At 65.9% G+C, this 22,739-nt stretch carries 18 protein-coding genes; 7 read left to right on the top strand and 11 right to left on the bottom strand.

All coding sequences use genetic code 11. The features are described 5' to 3' along the window. Window positions 1-119 precede the first annotated feature (119 nt). From NUV79_RS20425 to NUV79_RS20415, 3 genes are read right to left on the bottom strand one after another with little or no spacing between them, the layout of a single operon-like run. Entirely contained in the window at window positions 120-464 is a 345-nt protein-coding gene (locus tag NUV79_RS20425) for a hypothetical protein (RefSeq protein ID WP_257734908.1), read from the bottom strand. Next, window positions 461-682, bottom strand: coding sequence for a hypervirulence associated TUDOR domain-containing protein (locus tag NUV79_RS20420; RefSeq protein ID WP_257734907.1), 222 nt, complete (start codon window positions 680-682; stop codon window positions 461-463). The genes NUV79_RS20425 and NUV79_RS20420 overlap by 4 nt, the downstream gene beginning before the upstream one ends. A gap of 52 nt (window positions 683-734) precedes the next feature. Then, a complete protein-coding gene (locus NUV79_RS20415) occupies window positions 735-1,955 on the bottom strand; it encodes a BaiN/RdsA family NAD(P)/FAD-dependent oxidoreductase (RefSeq protein ID WP_257734906.1) in 1,221 nt (406 codons plus the stop codon). An 88-nt stretch (window positions 1,956-2,043) separates the two neighbouring features. Here NUV79_RS20415 and NUV79_RS20410 point away from each other — a divergent pair, with 88 nt between their 5' ends. Further along, a complete protein-coding gene (locus NUV79_RS20410; RefSeq protein ID WP_257734905.1) occupies window positions 2,044-2,364 on the top strand; it encodes a YnfA family protein in 321 nt (106 codons plus the stop codon). Between the two features lie 9 nt (window positions 2,365-2,373). Here the strand turns inward: NUV79_RS20410 and NUV79_RS20405 are convergent, their stop codons facing one another. The 7 genes from NUV79_RS20405 to NUV79_RS20375 all read right to left on the bottom strand — a co-directional run bounded on the left by NUV79_RS20405 (window position 2,374) and on the right by NUV79_RS20375 (window position 11,482). Beyond that, the gene (locus tag NUV79_RS20405; protein ID WP_257734904.1) at window positions 2,374-4,101 is read right to left on the bottom strand and encodes a Na/Pi cotransporter family protein; all 1,728 of its coding nucleotides are present in this window, start codon (window positions 4,099-4,101) and stop codon (window positions 2,374-2,376) included. Window positions 4,102-4,262: 161 nt separating this feature from the next. Beyond that, window positions 4,263-5,330, bottom strand: coding sequence for an ABC transporter ATP-binding protein (locus tag NUV79_RS20400; protein WP_257734903.1), 1,068 nt, complete (start codon window positions 5,328-5,330; stop codon window positions 4,263-4,265). 15 nt (window positions 5,331-5,345) lie between these two features. Continuing rightward, on the bottom strand, window positions 5,346-7,553 hold the full coding sequence (locus NUV79_RS20395) for an ABC transporter permease (protein ID WP_257734902.1): 2,208 nt from the start codon (window positions 7,551-7,553) through the stop codon (window positions 5,346-5,348). 145 nt (window positions 7,554-7,698) lie between these two features. Next, entirely contained in the window at window positions 7,699-8,736 is a 1,038-nt protein-coding gene (locus tag NUV79_RS20390; RefSeq protein WP_374679305.1) for an ABC transporter substrate-binding protein, read from the bottom strand. A gap of 91 nt (window positions 8,737-8,827) precedes the next feature. Continuing rightward, entirely contained in the window at window positions 8,828-9,610 is a 783-nt protein-coding gene (locus NUV79_RS20385; RefSeq protein ID WP_257734901.1) for an inositol monophosphatase family protein, read from the bottom strand. Next, window positions 9,610-10,620, bottom strand: a complete 1,011-nt coding sequence (iolG, locus tag NUV79_RS20380; protein WP_257734900.1) for an inositol 2-dehydrogenase — start codon at window positions 10,618-10,620, stop codon at window positions 9,610-9,612. The genes NUV79_RS20385 and iolG overlap by 1 nt, the downstream gene beginning before the upstream one ends. Window positions 10,621-10,681: 61 nt before the next feature. Then, entirely contained in the window at window positions 10,682-11,482 is an 801-nt protein-coding gene (locus NUV79_RS20375) for an SDR family oxidoreductase (protein WP_257734899.1), read from the bottom strand. A gap of 452 nt (window positions 11,483-11,934) precedes the next feature. On the opposite strand from NUV79_RS20375, the gene NUV79_RS20370 reads away from it, so the two are divergent. The 5 genes from NUV79_RS20370 to argC all read left to right on the top strand — a co-directional run bounded on the left by NUV79_RS20370 (window position 11,935) and on the right by argC (window position 18,924). Continuing rightward, the gene (locus NUV79_RS20370) at window positions 11,935-13,722 is read left to right on the top strand and encodes a peptide ABC transporter substrate-binding protein (protein ID WP_257734898.1); all 1,788 of its coding nucleotides are present in this window, start codon (window positions 11,935-11,937) and stop codon (window positions 13,720-13,722) included. A 145-nt stretch (window positions 13,723-13,867) separates the two neighbouring features. After that, entirely contained in the window at window positions 13,868-14,827 is a 960-nt protein-coding gene (locus NUV79_RS20365) for an ABC transporter permease (protein WP_257734897.1), read from the top strand. After that, window positions 14,793-15,734, top strand: coding sequence for an ABC transporter permease (locus NUV79_RS20360; RefSeq protein ID WP_257734896.1), 942 nt, complete (start codon window positions 14,793-14,795; stop codon window positions 15,732-15,734). Before NUV79_RS20365 ends, NUV79_RS20360 begins: the two co-directional genes overlap by 35 nt. 18 nt (window positions 15,735-15,752) lie before the next feature. After that, window positions 15,753-17,603 carry an ABC transporter ATP-binding protein gene (locus NUV79_RS20355; protein WP_257734895.1) on the top strand — a complete coding sequence of 617 codons (1,851 nt, stop codon included), beginning with the start codon at window positions 15,753-15,755 and terminating at the stop codon, window positions 17,601-17,603. Window positions 17,604-17,949: 346 nt separating this feature from the next. Beyond that, window positions 17,950-18,924, top strand: a complete 975-nt coding sequence (gene argC / locus NUV79_RS20350; RefSeq protein WP_257734894.1) for an N-acetyl-gamma-glutamyl-phosphate reductase — start codon at window positions 17,950-17,952, stop codon at window positions 18,922-18,924. An 89-nt stretch (window positions 18,925-19,013) separates the two neighbouring features. On the opposite strand, the gene NUV79_RS20345 is transcribed toward argC, so the two are convergent. Beyond that, a complete protein-coding gene (locus NUV79_RS20345; RefSeq protein ID WP_257734893.1) occupies window positions 19,014-21,053 on the bottom strand; it encodes an NAD(+) synthase in 2,040 nt (679 codons plus the stop codon). Between the two features lie 299 nt (window positions 21,054-21,352). On the opposite strand from NUV79_RS20345, the gene NUV79_RS20340 reads away from it, so the two are divergent. Beyond that, the gene (locus NUV79_RS20340) at window positions 21,353-22,717 is read left to right on the top strand and encodes a nucleotide sugar dehydrogenase (RefSeq protein WP_257734892.1); all 1,365 of its coding nucleotides are present in this window, start codon (window positions 21,353-21,355) and stop codon (window positions 22,715-22,717) included. The last annotated feature ends 22 nt before the right edge of the window (window positions 22,718-22,739 follow it).

Raw genomic sequence — 22,739 nt, 5'->3', positions numbered from 1 at the left:
CGATGCGAGAGGGCGCGGCGCCTTGCCGGCATGATTGGTGACAGGAGATGGCAGCATATTGCGATGGGGCTCGAACAGGCACCGCCGATGCCATGGCCGCGCTGAAGCGGAGCGATTGATCACGCGCGCTTCTTTTCGCCCTTATCCGCTTCGTCCAGTTCCGCCTTCTTGCGCTCGCACCAGTCGCGGCCTTCGTCGCCGCCCCAGAGCAGCCAAGCGATCCAGCCGGCGGAGGGGTCGTCCTTATCGCCGAAGCCACTGGCTTGTCTGTCGACGGCATGGCGAGCGAAATAGCTCGCCATGCGCCGCACCGTATCGGAGCTCAATCTTCGGCGGTTGCTGAGGTCGCGGGCACGGGCTACGCCGATCTGCGTGCCGCCGCGGTTGAACTGCTGCCGCAGCCTGAGGCCCTTCGCGGCCGCCTTGGCGACCGCTTCGGGCGGCGTCAGGTCGATATGGCTCATTGAACGCGCTCCAATTCGCTGTGGGATTTGAGCGCGTAGCCGCCATTGGGCTGGGTTACGAGATAGGCCGGCTTCGCCTCCGAAGCATTGCGGTGCACGCGCGTGCCCTTGATCCTGCGGCTGACCGGCGTCGTGAAAACCTGCTCGACACGGCCGCGAGCGCGATGCGCGCCCCAGCGCCATGTCACATCGGTTCCGGGCTTCATCGGCTCGGCCATGCCTTGCTCCCTTCACGTCGATGCAGGGGTAACGCGGCAAGGCAGCACTGGTTCAACGCTGTCCGGCCAGCCACGTCTCCATACCAGCCGCGGCCGCGACGCCGGTCGCGAAGCTGGCCTGGAGCAGGTAGCCGCCGGTCGGCGCCTCCCAGTCCAACATCTCACCGGCCACGAAGACGCCCGGCAGGCGTTTCAACATGAAGCCGGCATCGCATTCATCACGGACAATGCCGCCGGCCGTCGAGATGGCGCGCGCGATCGGCATGGGCGCTTCAAGCCTCAGCTTTGCCGCCTTGATCGATGCGGCGAGCGCCACCGGCTCGTCCGGGAGTGCCGTTCCGGCGGCGTCACGCAGCAGGGCGATCGCCACCGGAGCAAGACCCGCCGCCTTGCGCAGATGGTTGCTCAGCGTCTCGCCCTTGCGGCGCTTTGCGAGGCGTGCGGCAAGCTCCTCCTCCGTGAGATCGGGCCGCAGGTCGATCTGGATCGTGGCACCGCCTTCCTGCTCTATCGCCTTGCGGATCGGCGCCGACAGCGCGTAGATCGCCCCGCCTTCGATGCCGCCGGCATCGATCATCGCCTCACCGGCTGCCGTCGCACCGCCAGAGCGGATAACGATGCGCTTCAACGGCTGACCGGCGAAGCGCTCCTTCATCTGAGGCGACCAGGCAACCGTGAAACCTCCATTGGCCGGCCGGAGCGGCGACATCGCGACGCCGCGTGCGGTGAGCAACGGCACCCAGCCGCCATCGGAGCCAAGACGTGGCCAGCTCGCGCCGCCGAGCGCCAGCAGCGTCGTATCGGGGCGAACAGTTTCGATTTCGCCGCTCGCGAGGCGGAATGTCAGGGCGCCATCGGCACTCCAGCCGGTCCAGAGCCGGCCCGATGCCAACCGGACGGCCAGCCCGTCGAGCCGGGCGAGCCAAGCCCGAAGCAGGGGCGAGGCTTTCATTGCGCGGGGAAAGACGCGGCCGCTGGAGCCGATGAAGGTTTCCGCGCCGAGCCCATCCGCCCAATCGCGCAACGCCTGTGGCGGGAAGGCACGCAGGGCCGACTCCAGCCAATCGCCCGCTTCACGGTAGCGGCGGAGAAAAACGTCGAACCCTTCGGAATGGGTGAGGTTCAGGCCGCCGCGCCCGGCGAGCAGGAACTTGCGGGCCGGTGAGGCCATGCGCTCGTAAATCGCGACGCGATGCCCTGCAGCGGCCAGCCGCTCGGCCGCGATCAGGCCTGCGGGGCCTGCACCGATGATGGCGATGTTCTTTACTGACATGATCCGGGCTTGCTGGCGTGACGCGTCATCCGGCTTAGACTGAGGCCTCCCGTGAGGGAACCTCGTTTAAGCGCACCCGGATCATGACATGCCGACCATCGCCGCCTATATCGGCGCCGCGCTCTTCGAGATCGCCGGCTGCTTCGCCTTCTGGGGCTGGCTCCGGCTCGGCAAGCCGATCTGGTGGCTGCTGCCGGGGCTGGTCTCGCTCGGGCTGTTCGCCTGGCTGCTGACGCTGGTCGAGAGCGCCGCGGCCGGGCGCGCCTTCGCCGCCTATGGCGGGGTCTATATCGCCGCCTCGCTCGGCTGGCTCTGGGCTGTCGAGGGCATCCGGCCGGATCGCTGGGACCTGACCGGCGGCGCCATCTGCCTCGTGGGCGCCGCGATCATCCTGGCGGCGCCACGCTGAGGATCGCCCTTACCCGCCCGAATGTGCGGCAGGGATGAGGACGGACGGCATCTCGCGCTGCTCGGCGGCTGCCTTGGTCTCGCGCAGGCGGCTCTCGCGCAACTCGTTGGCGCTCTCCAGAATCGGATAGGCGATCGAGACGATATGGCCGTGGATGCGCTTGAGATCGCGGATGATGTCGAGATGGATCGCGCTGGTCTCGATCGATTCCGGCCGACCCGAACGCAGGCGCTGGAAATGGCTGTCGGTGGCGCGCCGCTCGGCATCGCGCATTGCAGCCTTGTCGGCGAAGAGCTGGCGGGCGAGCACGAGGTCGCGGGTCGCGAAGACGTTGAGTGCCAGCGCCAGCGCCGAGGCGACGCGGTGATGGAAGTCGCGAATCTCGGCCAGCCCTTCCGGCGAGAAGGAATAGCGCTTGCGGATCTTCTTCTCGGCGAGCTCGCGCAGGTTCTTGTCGATGATGTCGCCGATATGCTCGAGATTGGTGATCAGGGTGATGATCTCGAACAGGCGCCGGCTCTCCTCCTCGGACAGCTCGTTGCGGGAGACCTTGACCAGATAGAGCTTGATCGACTCGTGGATGGTGTCGACGCCGTCATCGGCCTGGGCGATGGCGCGGGAGAGCTTGAGCTCGTCCTTCTCAAGCAGCGTCATGGTATCGCGCAGCATGCCCTCGACGCGGTCGCCAAGGCGCAGTGCCTCGCGCATCGCACCGGCGAGCGCCTCGGTCGGAGCGTCGAGTGCGTTGGGGTCGAGATAGCGCGGAGTGACGGCTTCCGCCTTCTCGTCCTTGCCGGGCATGAAGCGCTCGACCAGGGCCGAGATCGGCCCGACGAAGGGCAGGAAGACCAGTGCGCCGACGACGTTCAGCATGACATGGAACTCGATGGCGAGCCGCGCATCCGCCGAAGGCAGGCTGATGAGCCAGGCCGAAAGCGGGCCGACGAAGGGCAGCACGGCGAGCGCCAGGATCACGCGCGTCGCCAGATTGCCGACGGCGGCGCGGCGCTGGGCGGCGGGCGCACCGAGCTGGTCGAGCACCGGGATCAGCGCATTGCCGAGATTGGCGCCGATGACCAGCGTGAGCGCCGTCGCCGGCGGGAACAACCCGGATGCCGCGAAAGTCGCGACGAGCAGGATGATCGCGATCGAGGAATGCACGATCCAGGTCGCGGCGATGGCGGCGAGGATGCCGAGCAGCGGCTCGGAGCCCATGGCGGCGAGGACGGTGCGGAAGGTGGGCGACTGCGCCAGCGGCGCGGCGGCCGTGTTCAGTTCGATCAGCGACAGCAGGATCAGGCCGATGCCGACCAGCACGCGGCCGATATTGCGCGGGCGTTCCATCGCCTCGCTGGACAGATACATGGCGACGCCGATGGCGACGCAGAGCCCCCAGAGCCAGCCCAGATCCATCGAGATGACGAAGGCCGCGAGCGACGTGCCGAGATTGGCGCCGAGCAGGACGGCGAGCGCCATGGCCGGCACGATCAGGGCCTGACCGGCGAAGGAAGAGACCAGCAGCGTCGTCGCCGTCGAGCTTTGCAGCACCATGGTCACCGCGACGCCGCTGCCGAAGGCGGCGAAGCGGTTGCGCGTGAAACTCTGCAGCGCCTGCCTGAGCTGGGAGCCGAAGGCGCGCATCGCGCCGGTTCGCACCAGCCTGACCGCCCAGATCAGCAGTGCGACGCCGCCGACAAGATGGATCAGGATGGTGGTTGCGCTCTCGCCCGTGGCCATTTTCGTGCGGTCTTTCCCCGATTCAGGTGACGATTGTCAGCCGAATCTATCAATTTTTGATTAGCCAACTCAACAGAAATACACAGCGAAAGTGCTGAGAATACGGCAGCAGCTGCCGCATTCTCAGCCTGCGAGCATCGAACTTCGGCTTCCGGCGTCGCTCAGGCCGGCGGAATCAGCGTCACGCCCTTGTTCGCGAAGGAAACGGAGACCGCTGTGCCGGGCTCCAGCATCTCGCGCCCGCCATACTGGACGACGAAAAGCCCACCCACTTCAGTCTCGACCATGATGTCGAGATGGTTGCCTAGATAGGCGCATTTGCGGATCGTGCCGGGCAGCGAACCCGCCTGCCCCGGCTCGCCGAGCAGCAGCGCCTCCGGCCGGATCGCGACCTTGGCCGGGCCGACACCGAGCCCACGCGCCGGCAGGCTGACCGTCGCCGAGCCGATCGCGACATCGGCGCGGCCGTCCGCCGCCGCCTTCACGGTGACATCGACCAGATTGGCGTCGCCGATGAAGTCGGCGACGAAGGCGTTGGAGGGCTGCTCGTAGAGGTCGCGCGGCGCGCCTTCCTGCGCGATCCGGGCGTTCGACATCACGATGATGCGGTCGGAGACGGCGAGCGCCTCCTCCTGATCATGCGTGACATAGGCCACGGTCAGGTTGAGGTCCTGCTGCAATTCGCGGATTTCCTCGCGGACGCGGCGGCGCAGCTTGGCGTCGAGATTGGAGAGCGGCTCGTCGAAGAGCAGCACCTGCGGCTCCAGCACGAGCGCGCGGGCCACCGCGACGCGCTGCTGCTGGCCGCCCGAAAGCTCGGACGGGTAGCGGTTCTCAAAGCCCTTCAGGCCGACCAGCGCCAGCTTCTCCAGCGCCATCTGCTTGGCCTCGTCCTTGCCGAGGCCCTTCACGGTCGGGCCATAGGCGGCGTTGTCGAGCACGCTCATATGCGGGAAGAGCGCGTAGGACTGGAACACCATCGAGACGTCGCGGTCGGCAGCCGAGAGCTTGGTGACGTCCTTGCCGCCGATCAGGATCTGGCCGTCGCTGGCGATCTCGAGGCCCGCGATCATGCGCAAGGTCGTGGTCTTGCCGCAGCCGGAGGGGCCGAGCAGGGTCACGAGCTTGCCGGCCTCGATGGTGAAGTTGATGTTGTCGACCGCCGTCACCGCGCCATAGCGCATCGAGACGTTGCGGAATTCGACGGAAGCGGGTCCGGCCTTGGCCATCTTAAGTCTCTGTCCTTATCCGATAGCGGGGGCAGGCGCCGGTGCGGCGACAGCAGCGGTGCGGGCGCGGCGGCCGAGCTTGCGCTCGCCGACGGTGAACTGGATGAGCGCGATGCCGAGCGCCATGAAGACGATCAGAACCGAGGAATAGGCGATGGCGAGGCCGAATTCGCCGGCCTCGACGCGCCCGACGATATAGGCGGTGGAGAGGTTGTATTCGGCCGAGACCAGGAAGATCACCGCGCTGACCGCCGTCATCGAGCGCACGAAGCTATAGACCAGCGCCGAGACCAGGGCGGGCTTGAGCAGCGGCAGCACCACGCGCCAGAGCGTGGTGAAGCTGCGGGCGCGCAGCGTGGTCGAAGCCTCGTCCAGGCTCTTGTCGATCTGCGACAGGCCGGCGATGCCGGAGCGCACGCCGACCGGCATGTTGCGGAAGACGAAGGCGATGACGAGGATCAGGCCCGTGCCGGTGATCTCGACCGGCGGCACGTTGAAGGCGAGGATATAGGCGACGCCGAGCACCGTGCCGGGAATGGCGAAGGAGAGCATCGTCGCGAATTCCAAGCCTGCCCGGCCGCTGAAGCGCTGGCGCGTCAGCAGATAGGCGGTGAGCAGGCCGATCAACGCCGTCAGCGGCGCCGAGATCGCGGCGACCTTCACCGTGGTGAAGAAGGACGGCCAGGCCGAGCCCTGGAAATAGATGCCGTTGCTGAAGTCGATGGCGAAACCGGTGAGATAGTGCTGGAGCGTCGGGGTGAAGTCGCGGCCCATGTTGCGAACGAAGCCGCCGACGAGGATGACGACATAGATCACCACGGTCAGCGCGACCCAGGGCACGATGACGGCGGCCGAGAGCCAGGTGATGCGGCGCGGCAGCGGCGTCGGCAGGCCGGCATCGCCCTTGCCGGTGACCGTCGTGTAGGACTTGTCGCCAAGCCAGCGCTGCTGCACCCAGAAGGCGCCGAGCGTGAAGGCGAGCAGCACGATGGCGAGCACCGCCGCTTGCCCCTGATTGTAGGAGGCGCCGACCACCGCGAAGAAGATCTTGGTCGAGAGCACCTCGAAATTGCCGCCGAGCACCAGCGGATTGCCGAAATCGGCCATGCTCTCGACGAAACCGAGCAGGAAGGAATTGGCGATGCCGGGCTTGAGCAGCGGCCAGGTCACGGTGCGGAAGGTCTGCCAGCGCTTGGCGCCGAGCGTCTGCGAAGCTTCTTCAAGGCTCGGCGAAATGCCCTGCACGACGCCGATCAGGACGAGGAAGGCGATCGGCGCAAAGGCGAGCACCTGCGCCAGCAGCACACCCGGCAGGCCGTAGAGCCAGCGCGAACGCGGAATGTCGAACCACTCGTAGAGCAGGGTCGAGACCGCGCCGGCGCGGCCGAAGAGCAGGATCAGCGCGAGGCCGATGACGAAAGGCGGGGTGATGATCGGCAGCACCGTCAGCGCCCGCATGACGCGCTTGCCGGGCATGCCGGTGCGCAGGATCAGCAGCGCGCAGGCGAGGCCGAGCAAGGTGGTGATGACGCCGCAGAGCACGGCGAGGATCAGCGTGTTCCAGGCGACACCGCAATTGGTATTGCTGGTGACGCAGCCCAGCCCCCAGATCGAGGAATCGAGGAAGCGCTCGACGAAGGCCGCCGGTGCGAAGGCACCGTTCTGGTCGACCAGCGCGCTCTTCAAGATGATCGCGACCGGGAAGAAGATGAAGATGCCGATCAGCAGGACGACGAGGCCGATCGTCGAGGTCGTGAAGAGGTCGCCACGGCAAACGCCGCGATAGGCAAGGCCGTGACAGAGCAGGAAGAGCAGCGACAAAAGCGTCAGGAAGGCGCCGCCGCCGATGCCGCGCTGGGCAGCACCGGCGCCGCCGAGCAGGGCGGCAAGCCAGGAAATGCCCTGGTCCTTCAGGACGATGGAGAAAGCCTGGGCGAAAAACAGGGCCATGCCGAGCAGGCCGGCCCAGACCAGTACGCCGGCCGTGCGCTGCCGGTCGGCACTGCCCCAGAAGATCGTCGCAGCTGCCAGCGCGATGCCGACAGGTAGGAGCCAGGGCGTCTGGCCGGACAGCGAAAGCGCCAGCGCGCTGCCCGCCTTGCCGAACGGGTATTCGGCGAGCCAGGCCCAGTTCGTCAGGCTCATGCCCTCGACGAGATACCAGGGCATCAGCGCATAGCCGAGCCAGCCGATCAGCAGCACGAGTCTCGTCGCTGGCGCCATGGTTGCCCTGTTCCCTTGCCCTGATGCGGCCGACCGTTATCCCGGTTCTGAAGGCCGCCAAACGTGTTTGGTGATGAAACCGCCGGGTCATCCCGGGCAGGGCCCAGGATGACGATGTTGGTTCGGAAGAAAAGTGCGAAGCCGCTTACTTCGGCAGCGCCTTGACTTCCTTGTCCCACTTGGCGAGCAGGCGGGTGCGCTCGGCCGAGGAACCGTATTTCACGAAGTCGTAGTTGATCAGCTTCATCTGATCCATCTTCGGCGACTGCGCCGGCACCGGCGAGGCCTTGTTCGACGGGACCTGATAGGACTTCGCGGGAGCGGCGAGCGCCTGCGCGGCCGGGGTCAGGGCCCAGTCGTAGAACTTCTGGGCGTTCTCCAGATTGCGCGCGCCCTTGACGATCGACATCGAGCCGATCTCGTAGCCCGTGCCCTCGCAGGGCGCGACCGGCTTGATCGGGTCGCCCTGCACGGCGAAGACCACCGCGTCATGGATGAAGACGATGCCGACGGCCGTCTCGCCGAGGCTCGCGGCCTTGGCCGGGGCGGCGCCCGACTTGGTGTATTGGCTGACGTTCTTGTGGAGCTGCTTCAGGTACTCGAAGCCCTTATCCTCGCCCATCAGCTGGATGACGGTCGCCAGCAGGTTGTAGGCCGTGCCCGAGGAGTTGGGATCGGCAACCTGGACGTCGTCCTTCAGCTTGGCATTGAGCAGGTCGGCCCAGCATTTCGGCTCGGGGATGCCCTTGGACTTGATCTGCTCGGTGTTGAAGCCGAAGCCGAGCGCGCCGGCATAGATGCCGACCGAACGCTGCTTGGCGGCTTTCCACTGGTCGAGCGCCCAGCCGTGGAGCTCCTTGTTCTTCGGCGATTCATATTCGAGGGTGAGCCCCTCTTCCGCCGCCTGCAGATGCGGGTCGCCAGTACCACCCCACCAGACGTCACCGCGCGGGTTCGAGGATTCAGCCTTGAGCTGGGCATAGATCTCGCCCGCCGACTTGCGGGTCATCGCGACCTTGATGCCGGTCTCCTTCTCGAAGGCCGTCGACATGGCGCGGCACCATTCTTCCTGGACACCGCAATACATGACGAGCGAGCCCTGGGCGCGGGCCGGGGTGGCGGCGAAGGCCGCCGTGGCGAGCGCGGCGAAAAGCCCCGCCTTGAGCCATGATTTCGTCTGCATGTGAACCTCCCTGTTCGGATCTTTCGTTTCTTGTCGCTTAAGACGAAGCTGAGATGAATTTTGTCGAAAGATCAATGAAATATGATGTCGGCTAAGCGATTCCGGTAATCTCCCGCAGCGGCGCCGCAAGCGCTGGCGTGCAGCACAGGATGGGGTTTCCCTTCGCAATCCCCTCGCCGGCGAAGAAGTCGTTGATCTCAGCGCCCGCCTCGCTGGCGATGACGATGCCGGCCGCGACGTCCCAGGCATTGATATGCAATTCGGCATAGGCATCGCTCGAGCCATTGGCGACATGGCAGAGGCCGAGCGTGCCCGAGCCGCCACGCTTCATCGCGGCACCGGCGGCATAGTTGCGCTCGATCACCTTCACATAGTTCTGCGCGGGGATGCGTGTCGACCAGCCGAGCTCAACCGAGGCGCGGCCGATATCGGTGGTGCCGGACACCTTGATCGGGTCGCCGTTCAGGGTCGCCCCGGCGCCGCGCCTGGAGGCATAGACCTCGCCCAGGGCCGGCGCCGCCACGACGCCGATCTCGGGCCTGCGGTTCGCGAGGAAGCCGATGGAGATGCACCAGTTGCGGTCGCCCCGGGCGAAATTCGCGGTGCCGTCGATCGGGTCGAGAATCCAGACCGCGTCCGACGCCTGACCACCGCCCTCCTCGCCGATGACGGTGTCCTGCGGGAAAAGCTCCGAGAGGCGGCGGCGCAGGAAATCTTCGACCTTGCCGTCGGCGACGGTCAGCCAGTCCTGCGCGCCCTTCATGGTGATGCCGAGCGACTCGCTCTTGTTGAAATAGCCGAGCGCCAGATGGCCCGCCTCGGCGGCGAGGCCAAGCGCCGTGTAATAGCGCAGGTCGCGCTCGGCCGGCGTCATCACTTCATCCCCAGATCGACGCGGACGGGCTTGCCGGTCTGCGCGGATTCGGTCGCGGCATCGGCGAGAATCTGCGCCTTCAGGCCGTCGAGCCCGGTCGGCGAAGCCGCGGCCTTGCCGTTGCAGGCCGCGATGAAGGCGTCGAGCTCGGCGCGATAGGCCGCGGCATAGCGCTCCAGGAAGAAATTCTGCACGGGGTCGGCACGGAAGCCCTGCCCCGTCGCGATCTCGACCGTCGTCTCATGGATATTGCCGGCGCGGAGCATGCCCTTGGAGCCATGGACCTCGATGCGCTGGTCGTAGCCATAGGTGGCGCGGCGCGAATTCGAGATCTGGGCGATCCGGCCCGAGGCCGTCTTCATGATCACGGCGGCGGTATCGACATCGCCGGCCTCGCCGATCGCCTTGTCGACGAGAGCGGAGCCGAGCGCGAAGACCTCGACCGGCTCCTCGGCCAGAAGGAAGCGCGCCATGTCGAAATCATGGATCATCATGTCACGGAAGAGCCCGCCCGAGCGCTTGACGTAATCGACCGGCGGCGGCGCGGGATCACGCGAGATCACGGTGACGATCTCGATCGCACCGGCCTCGCCCGCCCGCAAGCGCTTCTCCAGCGCGGCAAAATTCGGGTCGAAGCGGCGGTTGAAGCCGATCATCAAGGGCTTGCCGGACTTCTCGACCGTCGCGAGGCAGCGGCGGATGCGGGCCGCGTCGAGATCGACCGGCTTCTCGCAGAACACGGCCTTGCCGGCGGAAACCGCCTGCTCGATCAGGTCGGCATGGGTATCGGTCGGCGTGCAGATCAGCACCGCATCGATGGCGGCGTCAGCGAGGATCGCCTCGGTGGTCGTGGCCTTGGCGCCGACAGCGGCGGCGAGCGAGGCAGCAGCCTCCGGCATCGCGTCGGTGACGGCGACCAGCTCGGCATCGCCGCGCGCGGCGACGTTCAGCCCGTGGATGCGCCCGATGCGGCCGGCGCCCAGCAATCCGATCTTCATGGCCTTCGTCATTCCCGTGGTCGCGTCTCGTCAGGCAGTCTTGCGGCGCTCGCGCCGCGGTGGAAATCCGGGGCTAGTCGTGCGCGCCCAGAATCGTCTGGTCGAAATCGATATTCGAGCCGGTCATCAGCCCCGATTCGGCCGAGGCGAGATAAGCGACGGCCTTCGCGACTTCGCGCGGGTCGATCAGGCGGCCGAAGGGCTGGGAGGCATTGGCCTCATCAAGCCAGCCGTCCTTGGCATCATGGCGCAGCTTCATGATCGCATCCTCGCCCGGCGTCGCCATCCAGCCGATATTGAGCCCGTTGACGCGGATGCGGTGCTTCAGCAGCCCGTAGGCCGCATTCTTCGTCAGCGCGGCGAGCGCGGCCTTCGAGACGCTGTAGGCGGAGAGGAAGGGCTGGCCACCATGGGCCGACATCGACTGGATATTGACGACGGCGCCTGGGATATCCTGCCGGCGCATCAGGTCGGCGGCATTCTGGATCAGGAAGAAGGGGGCGCGCAGATTCACCGCCATGATGCGCTCGTAGAGCGCGGGCGAGGTGTCGAAGATGGTGCCGCGGTCGGTATCGCCCGCGGCGTTCACGAGGATGTCGAGATGCCCGAAGGCCTTCTCGGCCGCCGGCACCACCCGCCTGACGGCATCGAGATCGGCAAGATCGACCTGATGGAAACGGGCATCGCAGCCGCCTTTCCGCAGGCTTTCCGCCACGGCCTCGCCACGCTGCGCATTGCGCCCGGTCAGAAGAAGGCCTCGAGCACCACGATCCGCGAATTCGCGGACGATCGCCTCTCCCAGACCCTGGCTGCCGCCGGTGACGATGGCAACCTTGCCGTGGAGATCACGGCTGAACGAACCAGCTTGCGACAACGACCCGCCTCCCGAAGCGAATGGCAGGAATTTTTTAGACCTCCCGCGAGTTGGAATAAACATTCCATTTCCGGCACGGGTGAGTCAAGACGAACCGGCGCACGCTCCACCGGCCCGCCACGGCATCCCCGCAAGACGACGCCCGGCCGCTCACGAAGAATAGGTCACAAGGATGACGGCGCCGCGCGCGAGCGCCACGGCGGCACCGTTCTCAACGAAAAGAAAGCTGTCGTCTTCAGGCAGATATCGACATAAAGTTGTGACCGTGGCGCAAAAATGGGCACATTCATGCAACAATGCCCATTCCTAGAAGCCCTGCATCGCGGCAGACGCGTACCTGCCCTGCGCTGCACAGTTGACGCTTTCGTTGGCACATGCCTTGCTGGGCCCATCAACGAGAACACGGCGCGAAGGTGCCGGGGATCAATTTTGTTTTGAAGGTGGAGGCTTTGATGATTGAGCAGGAAATCCGCGGCCTGGTCGCGGATGTGAAGGAAGGCACGCTGTCGCGACGCTCCTTCATGCAGAGAATGGCGGCCGTCGGCATTGCCGCGCCGCTCGCAACCCAGATCCTGATCTGGAACGATGTGGCGATGGCGAATGCCACCCTGCCCTACAAGCCGACCAAGGCCGGCGGCGGCGGCCCGCTGAAGATGCTGCTCTGGCAGGCCCCGACGCTGCTGAACCCGCACTTCGCCTCGGGCACCAAGGACCAGATCGCGTCCCGCATCTTCTACGAGCCGCTCGCCGGCTGGGACAAGGACGGCAACCTGATCCCGCAGCTTGCCGCGGAAATCCCGACCAAGGCCAATGGCGGCCTCTCCGCCGATGGCAAGGTCGTCACCTGGAAGATCAAGCAGGGTGTGAAGTGGCACGACGGCAAGCCGCTGACGGCCGACGACGTCGTCTTCACCTGGGAATACGCTGCCGACCCGGCGACCGCCGCTTATACCACCGGCTCCTACAAGGACATCAAGGTCGAGAAGGTCGATGAGCACACCGTCAAGGTGATCTTCGCGGAAGCGACACCGTTCTGGGCCGATCCTTATGTCGGCGTCGCCGGCATGATCATCCCGAAGCATCATTTCGGCGAGTACAAGGGCGCGAAGTCGCGCGAGGCCCCGGCCAACCTGAAGCCCGTCGGCACCGGCCCCTACAAGTTCGCGGACTTCAAGCCGGGCGACATCCTGACCGGCACCCGCAACGAGGATTACCACGTCAAGATCCAGCCGCATTTCGACACGATCGAGGTGAAGGGTGGCGGTGACGCGGTGTCGGCGGCACGCGCCGTGCTCCAGACCGGCGAATACGACTATGCCTGGAACCTGCAGGTCGAGGACGAGGTCCTCAAGCGCATGGAGACCGGCGGCCGCGGCAAGATCAGCGCCGTTGCCTCGGGCGATATCGAGTTCATCATCCTCAACACGACCGATCCGTGGACCGAGGTCGATGGCGAGCGCTCCAGCGTCAAGACCAAGCACCCGACCCTGACGGACCCGGCCGTGCGCCAGGCGATCAACCTGCTGATCGACCGCGACTCGGTGCAGAAGTTCATCTATGGCCGCGGCGGCACCGCGACGGCGAGCTTCGTCAACGAGCCCAAGCAGTTCAAGTCGACCAAGCTCAAGTATGAGTTCAACATCGACAAGGCCAACAAGATCCTCGACGACGCCGGCTGGAAGAAGGGCTCGGACGGCATCCGCGAGAAGGACGGCAAGAAGCTCAAATACGTCTACCAGACCTCGATCAACGCTCCGCGCCAGAAGACGCAGGCGATCATCAAGCAGGCGTGCCAGCGCGCCGGCATCGACCTCGAGCTGAAGTCGGTCACCGCTTCGGTGTTCTTCTCGTCGGACGTCGCCAACCCCGACACCTACACCAAGCTGTACGTGGACATGGAGATGTACACCACGACGCAGCCGCAGCCCGATCCGGAGCGCTTCCTCAACCAGTTCGTCTCCTGGGAGATCGCGACCAAGGAGAACAAGTGGCTGGGCCGCAACGTCTCGCGCTACTCGGACCCGGAGGCCGACAAGGCCTACAAGGCCGCCCAGAAGGAGCTCGATCCGGCCAAGCGCGCTGCGCTCCTGATCAAGGTCAACGAGATCTTCTGCGAGGCCAATGTCATCCTGCCGATCCTGTCGCGCACCCGCATCGCGGCCTCGCTGAACAACCTGTCGCATGATCATAGCGGCTGGGACGTCGACAGCTGGAACATCGCGGCCTGGTATCGTAGCTAAGCCCGATCGTCCGTCACCGCGGTTTGCGCCGCGGTGACGGAAGACAAACGTGCCGGCCCGCCCCTGCTGCTGAATCAGCGTCAGGGGCGGGCCGGCCGTCATCAACTCCAGTTCGCGGCCCGGCCGTGCGTACAGAGACTATTTCATGGCGACATATCTCATCAGGCGGTTATTGATCGCCATTCCAAGTCTTCTCGGCATCAGCGTGATCCTGTTCACGATCCTGGCCCTGGCGCCGGGCGATCCGTTCTCGGAAATGGCGACGAATCCGAACGTGCCGCCTGAAGTGCGCGAGGCGCTGCGCGCCAGCTTCGGCCTCAACGATCCGGTGATGGTGCGCTACCTGCGCTGGCTGTCGAACATGGCGCAGGGCGACTGGGGCTTCTCCTTCGCCAGCCGCATCAATGTCGACGACCTGATCCTGCAGCGCCTGCCCACCACGCTGTTCGTCGTCGGCTCCTCCCAGATTCTGGCGCTGTGCGTCGCGCTGCCGGTCGGCATCTATGCCGCAACCCGGCCCTATTCGGTCTTCGACCAGATCGCCAACACGCTCGCCTTCGTCGGCTTCTCCCTGCCGACCTTCTTCACCGGCCTGCTCTTCATCCTGGTCTTCTCGGTCACGCTGGACTGGTTCCCCTTCGTCTACCGCTCCGACATCGCCGCCACCGGCTGGCGCTGGTACTGGGAGATGTTCCGCCAGGCGATCATGCCGATCACCGTGCTCGGCCTGTTCCAGGCAGCCTCCTATACGCGCTATGTCCGCTCGGCCGTGCTCGACGTCATCCGACTCGACTACGTCACCACGGCGCGCGCCAAGGGCCTGAGCGAGAAGCGGGTCACGCTGCGGCACATCACGCGCAACGCCCTGATCCCGGTCGTGACGCTGGTCGCGCTGCAGATGCCTGCCGTGTTCGGCGGCGCGCTCGTCACCGAACAGATCTTTCGTGTACCCGGCATCGGATCGCTCCTGATCGATGCGATCCTGGCCAACGACACGCCGGTGATCATGGCCGTGACGTTCGTCTTCTCCTGCCTGGTCGTCTTCTTCAACCTCATCGCGGATATTCTTTATGGCTGGCTCGACCCTCGCATCTCCTTCAGCTGATCCGGCTGCGGGCGCTGCCGTGAGCCAGGTCTCGGTCTCGCCCGGGCGCGAGACCTGGCGCCGCTTCCGCCGTCACCGCCTGGCCATGGCGAGCACCTTCGTGCTCGGCATGCTGGTCCTCGCCGTCATCGTCGGCCCCTGGGTGTGGCCGGTCGCGATCAACGACATCGACTTCTCGGCGCAGCTCCAGGGCCCGTCCTGGTCGCATCCGCTAGGAACCGACGACCTCGGCCAGGATATCCTGGCGCGCATGATGTATGGCGGACGCATCTCGCTCGCCGTCGGCCTCGCGGCGATGGTGGTGGCGACGATCGTCGGCGTCCTCATCGGCGCGGTGGCAGGCATGTCGCGCAAATATGCCGACCCGATCCTGATGTGGGTGACGGACCTGTTCCTGTCGCTGCCGCAGCTGCCGCTGCTGCTGCTCATCATCTACCTGTTCCGCGAACAGCTGAAGGCGGTGTTCGGCGTCGAGGGCGGTGTCTTCGTGCTGATCGTCATCGTCATCGGCGGCCTGCGCTGGATGCCGGTGGCGCGCCTGGTGCGCGCGCAGTTCCTCTCGCTGCGCGAGAAGGAGTTCGTCGAGGCCGCCCGTGCCCAGGGCGCGACCAAGATGCGCCAGATGGTCAGGCACATCCTCCCGAACGCGCTCGGCCCCGTCATCGTCGCCTCGACGATCGAGGTGTCCTCGGCGATCATCGCCGAATCGACGCTCTCCTTCCTCGGCCTCGGCTTCCCGCCGGACATCCCGACCTGGGGTCGCCTGCTGTTCGACGCCAAGGACCAGCTCGACACCGCGCCGCACTGGGCCCTGTTCCCGGGCGCCGCGATCTTCCTGACTGTGCTTTCGATCAACTTCATCGGCGACGGCCTGCGCGATGCGCTCGACCCGCGTCGCGTCATCTGATCCAGGGAAGGACTAGCCATGACCTCACCGATCCTGACCGTCTCGAACCTCACGACCTCCTTCCGGGTCGAAGGCCAGTGGAAGTCGGTCGTCCGCAACATCTCCTTCGACATCAAGCCGAAGGAGACGCTCGCGGTCGTCGGCGAATCCGGCTCCGGCAAGAGCGTGACCGCGCTGTCGATCATGCGCCTGACCCCGCCCGGCTCGAGCAAGATCGAAGGCTCGATCAAGCTCAACGGCAAGGAACTCCTGACCCTGCCGGATGCGGACATGCGCCATATCCGCGGCAACGAGATCGCGATGATCTTCCAGGAGCCGATGACCTCGCTGAACCCGGTGCTGACCATCGGCTTCCAGATCGCGGAAGCGCTGATCCTGCATCGCGGCCTGTCGCGCTCGGAGGCCGAGGCCGAGACGATCCGCCTGCTGGAGAAGGTGCGCATCCCCGCGGCGAAGTCGCGCTTCCATGAGTATCCGCACCGCTTCTCGGGCGGCATGCGCCAGCGCGTGATGATCGCGATGGCGCTGGCCTGCAAGCCCAAGCTCCTGATCGCCGACGAGCCGACCACCGCGCTCGACGTGACCATCCAGGCGCAGACGCTGGAGCTGATCAAGACGCTGCAGGAGGAGGAAGGCATGTCCGTCCTCTTCATCACCCACGACATGGGCGTCGTCGCCGAGATCGCCGACCGCACGGTCGTGATGTACAACGGCGACGAGGTCGAGACCGGCGCGACCGAGGACATCTTCGCCAGCCCGAAGAAGCCCTATACCAAGGCGCTGATCTCGGCCGTGCCGCGGCTCGGCTCGATGATCGGCAAGGGGCGCCCGATGCGTTTCCCGGTCGTCGATCGCAATACCGGCGAGTCCGACGTGCCGACCGAGGTGCCGGACACCGTCAAGGCGGCCGAGCGTCCTGTGCTCGAGGTCGCCGGCCTGACGACTCGCTTCGAAATCCGTGGCGGCCTGCTCTCCTCGGTCCGGGGCCGGGTGCACGCGGTCGAGAACGTCTCGTTCAGCCTTAAGGCCGGCGAGACGCTGGCGCTGGTCGGCGAATCCGGCTGCGGCAAGTCGACGACCGGCCGCTCGGTGATGCGCCTGATCGAGCCGCTGGCCGGCTCGGTGCTGCTCGACGGCGTCGACGTGCTGAAGCTCAGCCAGCATGACCTGCGCGAGCAGCGCAAGCGGATGCAGATGATCTTCCAGGATCCCTTCGCCTCGCTGAACCCGCGCATGAACGTGGGCACCGCCGTCGCCGAGCCGCTGCTGATCAACAACCTCGCCACGCGCAACGAAGCGCGCGACAAGGTCGCCGACCTGCTCAAGCGCGTCGGCCTGCAGCCGGAGATGGCCAACCGCTTCCCGCACGAGTTCTCGGGCGGCCAGCGCCAGCGCATCTGCATCGCGCGTGCTCTCGCGGTCGAGCCGCGCCTGATCGTGGCGGACGAGGCGGTCTCCGCGCTCGACGTCTCGGTGAAGGCGCAGGTGGTCAACCTGATGCTCGACCTGCAGGCCCGCATGGGCCTGGGCTATCTCTTCATCTCGCACGACATGGCGGTGGTGGAGCGCGTCAGCCATCGCGTCGCGGTGATGTATCTCGGCGAGATCGTCGAGATCGGCCCGCGCGAGGCGATCTTCCAGAACCCGCAGCACCCCTATACCAAGCGCCTGCTCGCGGCGGTGCCGATCGCCGATCCGGCCCGGCGCCTGCAGAAGCGCCCGGTCTCGAACGACGAGATCAAGAGCCCGGTCCGCCCGGCCGACTACGTGCCGCCGGTGCGCCAGTATCGCGAGGTCTCGCCGGGCCATGCGGTGATGATCTGGGGCGAGGAATGGGAGAAGAAGGACCCGGCCGCGATCGCGGCCTGAGCCTCCCGAGACAAAAACGATCAGCCCGCGGCGCAAGCCGCGGGCTTTTTTGTTGGGTGCGGAGACTACCTTGCCGCGTGCGAAAGCGGGCGTTGCGCTTGACGATGGACGGGCATCGCGACAGTGTCGCGGGACATGCTCAGGAACCGGAACCGCTGTGACCGACGCCGACGCTGCTTCACACGAGCGGCGGCTCTTCGGGCTGCGCGTCGACCAGCGTTCTTCCGCATGATGACGGCCTGATCGTAGGTATCATCCGCCGAAGCGACCCCGACCCGCGTCCCTGAACCTCCGCAGCCCTAGGCTCCGGGGGTTTTCTTTTGCCCAAACCCACAAGGACATCACCATGAAGATCCGCGTCGGCATTGTCGGAATCAGTGGCTTTGGCGGCGGTGAAGCGCTGCGCCTGATCGCCAGCCACCCGTCTTTCGAGCTGGTCTATGCTGCGGGCGAGAGCAGCGCCGGCAGCCGGTTGGTGGATCGCTTCCCCGGTGCGCCGGCCAAGCTGGCCGAACTGGTGATCGAGAAGTGGAATCCTGCGACCTTGCCCAAGCTCGACGTGCTGTTCGCGTCGTTGCCTACGGGTGCGTCGGCCGACGCGCTGGCGCGCGTGCCCAAGCACGTGAAGATCGTCGATATCGGCGGCGACCACCGCTATGTCGAAGGCTGGGCTTACGGTCTGGCCGATATCTGGCCGGCCGAGATCGGCGGCCAGACGCGTGTCGCCAATCCCGGCTGCTTCCCGGCAGCGACACTGACCGCGCTGGCGCCCTTGCTGGTCAACGGACTGATCGAGCCCGGCAATATCGTGATCGACGTCAAGACGGGCATCTCAGGTGCCGGCCGCGGCGGCGACAGCACGTTTGGCTACGCCGAGAGCAACGAGAACCTCGTGCCCTATGGCCTGCTCAAGCACGTCCACATGCCCGAGATTGCCAAGACGATCGAGCGGCTGAGTGGCGGCAGCGCGGCCGGGCTGGTGTTCACGCCGCACCTGGTGCCGATGACCCGCGGCATACTCGCCACGATCTATTGCCGCGGCCGCGCCAATACCGAGCAGTGCCTGGACGCAGCGCGGCGCTTCTATGCCGGGCGGTCCTTCGTCCGCGTGACCGACAAGCCGCCCCAAACCAAATGGGCTACGGGCTCCAACCTCGCATTCGTCAGCTACGCGGCCGACCCAGAGCGCGATCTGGTGATCGCGATGGGCGTGGTCGACAATCTCGGCAAGGGTGCGGCCGGGCAGGCCGTGCAGAATGCGAACCTGATCTGCGGGCTGCCAGAAACGACGGGGCTGGACGGCGCACCTGTCTGGCCATGACGCCAAGCGGGGCGCGGAGCGACGGGTCAATCCGTTCTGCGCCCCCCGCAATCGGCCGATGGCTGCCCTGACGACCAGAGCTCCCGGCGTCAATCCGGAATCCGCTCCCAGTCCTTGAGCCATGGTGCAGCCGAGGCATCGCTCGGCGCCCGCCAGTCGCCGCGCGGCGAGAGCGAGCCGCCCGACGAAACCTTCGGGCCATTCGGCACGGCCGAGCGCTTGAACTGGCTGGTCTCGAAGAAGCGGCGGATGAAGACGCCGAGCCAGCGCTTGATCACGGGCAAGTCATAGGCGACGCGCTTGGCCGCCTCCATGTTCGGCGGCCAATCCCCTGCCCCGGCATCGCGCCAGGCATGCTCGGAGAGGAAGGCGATCTTGCTCGGGCGAAAGCCGTAGCGCGTCGTGTAGAACAGGTTGAAATCCTGCAATGCATAGGGGCCGACGAAATCCTCGGTCTTCTGCGCGGGCTTGTGGCCATCGCCCGGCACCAGCTCCGGCGAGATCTCGGTCGCGAGGATGTCGAGCATGACATCCGAGGCCTCCGCGCCGAAGCGACCGGACTGGGCGACCCAGCGGATCAGATGCTGGATCAGCGTCTTCGGCACCGAGCCGTTGACGTTGTAATGCGACATGTGATCGCCGACGCCATAGGTGCACCAGCCGAGCGCGAGCTCCGAGAGGTCGCCGGTACCCATCACCAGCGCATTGTGCCGGTTGGCGAGGCGGAAGAGCACCGAGGTGCGCGCGCCGGCCTGCACGTTTTCAAACGTAGTATCGTAGACGGGCTCGCCCGCCGCGAAGGGATGGCCGATATCGACGAGCATCTGCCGACAGGCCGGCGTCATGTCGATCTCCTCGGCGCTGACGCCGAGGGAGCGCATCAGGCGCCAGGCATTGTCCTTGGTGTCCTTGCTCGTCGCGAAGGCGGGCAGCGTATAGGCAAGGATGTTTTCGCGGGGCAGGCCGAGCGCGTCGAAGGTGTGCGCCGCGACGATCAGGGCCTGCGTCGAATCGAGGCCGCCGGAAACGCCGATCACCACCTTGTCGAGCCGCGTGCTTTCCAGCCGCTTGCGCAGGCCATGCGACTGGATGTTGTAGGCCTCGAAGCAGAGCTCGTTCAGCCTTGCGTCGTCGTTCGGCACGAAGGGGAAGCGATCCACCTCACGGGCGAGGCCGAGATCGCTGTCACGGTCCGGCTCGAGCGCGAAAGCGACGCGGCGGAAACCGAGTCGGTCGCGATTGAGATCGGCACTGTCGCCGAAGGTGTTCTGGCGGATGCGGTCCATCGCCAGCCGTTCGAGATCGATATCGGCGAGGATGAGCTGCGGCTCGGCAGCGAAGCGCTCGGCCTCAGCCAGCAGCGCGCCGTTCTCGTAGATCATCGCCTGGCCGTCCCAAGCGAGATCGGTGGTCGATTCGCCGGTGCCGGCGGCTGAGTAGGCATAGGCCGCGATGCAGCGGCCGGAATGGGCCATGCAGAGCGCATGGCGCCAGTCCGACTTGCCGATCGTAACGTTCGAGGCCGAGAGGTTGAGCAGCAAGGTCGCACCGGCGAGCGCGGCGTAGGACGAGGGCGGGATTGGCGTCCAGACGTCCTCGCAGATCTCCATATGGACGACGAAATCGGGGATATCGCTCGCCGTCAGCAGGATGTCAGCGCCGAACGGAACCTCCTGCCCACAGAGATCGACATAGAGCGTGCTGGCCCGCTCGCCCGAGGCAAACTGGCGGCGCTCGTAGAATTCGCGATAGTTCGGCAGATAGGTCTTGGGAACGGCGGCCAGGATGCGGCCGCGATGGATCGCGACGGCGCAGTTGAACAGCCTGCCATCGACACGCAAGGGGGCGCCGACGACCGCGACGCAGCGCAGGCTGCGGCTTTCCGCGACGAGCCGCGCCAACGCGTCGTTCACCGCATCGAGCAAGGCGTTCTGCTGGAGCAGATCGTCGATGGCATAGGCGCTGATGCCGAGTTCCGGAAACAGGCAGAGCGAGGCGCCGCCTTCGTCGGCTCGCCGCAGCATGGCGACGGTCTCGGCCACGTTGAAAGCGGGATCCGCCACCTTCAACCGCGGCGCGGCGCAGGCGATGCGGACGAAACCGTGAGCGTGGATATTGCGGAACGTCATAAAAACCCCGTCAGAGCAAGCCGAGAAAGCCTGCTCACGCAGCTTATCGCGCATAGGGCTGCAGCGCAGCAAGTCAGCTCGCCCGAAGTGGAGGATCCTTACCGCACCGACCCAACCTCTTCGACGGATAGAGTTGGTTCCAGGTACCGTCTCATTTGAATGACGGAATTCTGCCCAAAACTTGATCAACAGGATCCGAAGCGGAAGCACCTCAGGTTGACATCGTTCTAACCGAACGGCAAAGCCTCCCTTGAAACTTGATTTCGCGCCATGTGCGCTCTTCCAGCGGAAAGCCGCTCATGTCAGCTTCGGCGTCTCCTCGCCCCGTCACTGGTTCCGACCTTTCCGGCCTGCTCACGCGCATCGCCACGAAGAACTACCGAATCGGCATCATCGGTCTCGGCTATGTCGGTATTCCGCTGGCCCTGACGGCCTGCAAGGCCGGCTTCGAGGTCGTCGGCGTCGACATCGACGCCAAGCGCGTCGCGCAGATCAACCGCGGCGAGAGCTTCATCAAACACATCCCGACCGAGGCCATCGCCGCCGCGATCAAGGAAGACCGCTTCCGCGCCACGACCGATTTCGACGAGCTGCGCGACGTCGATGCGATTATCATCGCCGTGCCGACGCCGCTGACCAAGCATCGCGAGCCCGACCTGAGCTATGTCGAGGCGACGGCCCGGGCTATCGCACCGCGCCTGCGCAAGGGCCATCTCGTCGTGCTGGAATCGACGACCTGGCCCGGCACGACCGACGAGGTCATGCGCCCGGTCTTTGAGGCGACCGGCCTGAAGAGCGGCGTCGATTTCTACCTCGCCTTCTCGCCCGAGCGCGAGGACCCCGGCAATCCTGATTTCGGCACCTCGACCATTCCGAAAGTCGTCGGCGGCGATGGTGCCGACGCGCTGGAACTCGCCAACGCGGTGTATGGCGCCCTTGTGGTCAAGACTGTGCCGGTTTCCTCCTCGGCCACGGCCGAGGCGGTCAAGCTGACTGAGAACATCTTCCGCGCCGTCAACATCGCGCTCGTGAACGAGCTCAAGGTGATCTACGGCAAGATGGGCATCGACGTCTGGGAGGTGATCGACGCCGCCAAGACCAAGCCCTTCGGCTTCATGCCGTTCTATCCGGGCCCCGGCCTCGGCGGCCACTGCATCCCGATCGACCCGTTCTACCTGACATGGAAGGCGCGCGAGTTCGACGTCACCACCCGCTTCATAGAGCTCGCCGGACAGATCAACACGGCCATGCCGCATTGGGTGATCGACCGGATCGCCGAGGCGCTCGACCGCCAGCAGGGCCGCGGCCTGAGCAAGGCGAGTATCCTGGTGATGGGCATCGCCTACAAGAAGAACATCGACGACATGCGCGAGAGCCCCTCGCTGCGCCTGATCGAATTGCTCGAGGAGCGCGGCGCCAAGGCCGATTATCACGATCCGCATGTACCGGTGATTCCCCCCACCCGCGAGCATGCCAACCTGACCGGCCGTGCCTCAGTCGCGCTTTCACCGGAAACGATCAAAGGCTATGACGCCGTGCTGATCGCGACGGACCATGACGCGGTCGACTACAAGGCACTCGTCGCTGCGGCGCGCCTCGTCGTCGATACGCGCAATGCCTGCGCCAAGGCCGGCCTGACCGGCGCTAATATCGTCAAGGCCTGAGCCGAGACACCCCGGGAAACGC

The organism is Allobosea sp. 47.2.35 (genome assembly GCF_024655635.1).
Classification (GTDB): domain Bacteria; phylum Pseudomonadota; class Alphaproteobacteria; order Rhizobiales; family Beijerinckiaceae; genus Allobosea.
This window is presented reverse-complemented; position numbering and strand designations above follow the sequence as displayed.

Coding starts and splice junctions, on each gene's coding strand:
- argC (WP_257734894.1), top strand. CDS start 17,950: ATGAAGATCCGCGTCGGCATTGTCGGAATCAGTGGCTTTGGCGGCGGT.
- NUV79_RS20395 (WP_257734902.1), bottom strand. CDS start 7,553: ATGGCGCCAGCGACGAGACTCGTGCTGCTGATCGGCTGGCTCGGCTAT.
- NUV79_RS20385 (WP_257734901.1), bottom strand. CDS start 9,610: ATGACGCCGGCCGAGCGCGACCTGCGCTATTACACGGCGCTTGGCCTC.
- NUV79_RS20345 (WP_257734893.1), bottom strand. CDS start 21,053: ATGACGTTCCGCAATATCCACGCTCACGGTTTCGTCCGCATCGCCTGC.
- NUV79_RS20405 (WP_257734904.1), bottom strand. CDS start 4,101: ATGGCCACGGGCGAGAGCGCAACCACCATCCTGATCCATCTTGTCGGC.
- NUV79_RS20410 (WP_257734905.1), top strand. CDS start 2,044: ATGCCGACCATCGCCGCCTATATCGGCGCCGCGCTCTTCGAGATCGCC.
- NUV79_RS20360 (WP_257734896.1), top strand. CDS start 14,793: ATGGCTGGCTCGACCCTCGCATCTCCTTCAGCTGATCCGGCTGCGGGC.
- NUV79_RS20355 (WP_257734895.1), top strand. CDS start 15,753: ATGACCTCACCGATCCTGACCGTCTCGAACCTCACGACCTCCTTCCGG.
- NUV79_RS20365 (WP_257734897.1), top strand. CDS start 13,868: ATGGCGACATATCTCATCAGGCGGTTATTGATCGCCATTCCAAGTCTT.
- NUV79_RS20340 (WP_257734892.1), top strand. CDS start 21,353: ATGTCAGCTTCGGCGTCTCCTCGCCCCGTCACTGGTTCCGACCTTTCC.
- NUV79_RS20400 (WP_257734903.1), bottom strand. CDS start 5,330: ATGGCCAAGGCCGGACCCGCTTCCGTCGAATTCCGCAACGTCTCGATG.
- NUV79_RS20420 (WP_257734907.1), bottom strand. CDS start 682: ATGGCCGAGCCGATGAAGCCCGGAACCGATGTGACATGGCGCTGGGGC.
- NUV79_RS20390 (WP_374679305.1), bottom strand. CDS start 8,736: ATGCAGACGAAATCATGGCTCAAGGCGGGGCTTTTCGCCGCGCTCGCC.
- NUV79_RS20415 (WP_257734906.1), bottom strand. CDS start 1,955: ATGTCAGTAAAGAACATCGCCATCATCGGTGCAGGCCCCGCAGGCCTG.
- NUV79_RS20425 (WP_257734908.1), bottom strand. CDS start 464: ATGAGCCATATCGACCTGACGCCGCCCGAAGCGGTCGCCAAGGCGGCC.
- iolG (WP_257734900.1), bottom strand. CDS start 10,620: ATGACGAAGGCCATGAAGATCGGATTGCTGGGCGCCGGCCGCATCGGG.
- NUV79_RS20370 (WP_257734898.1), top strand. CDS start 11,935: ATGATTGAGCAGGAAATCCGCGGCCTGGTCGCGGATGTGAAGGAAGGC.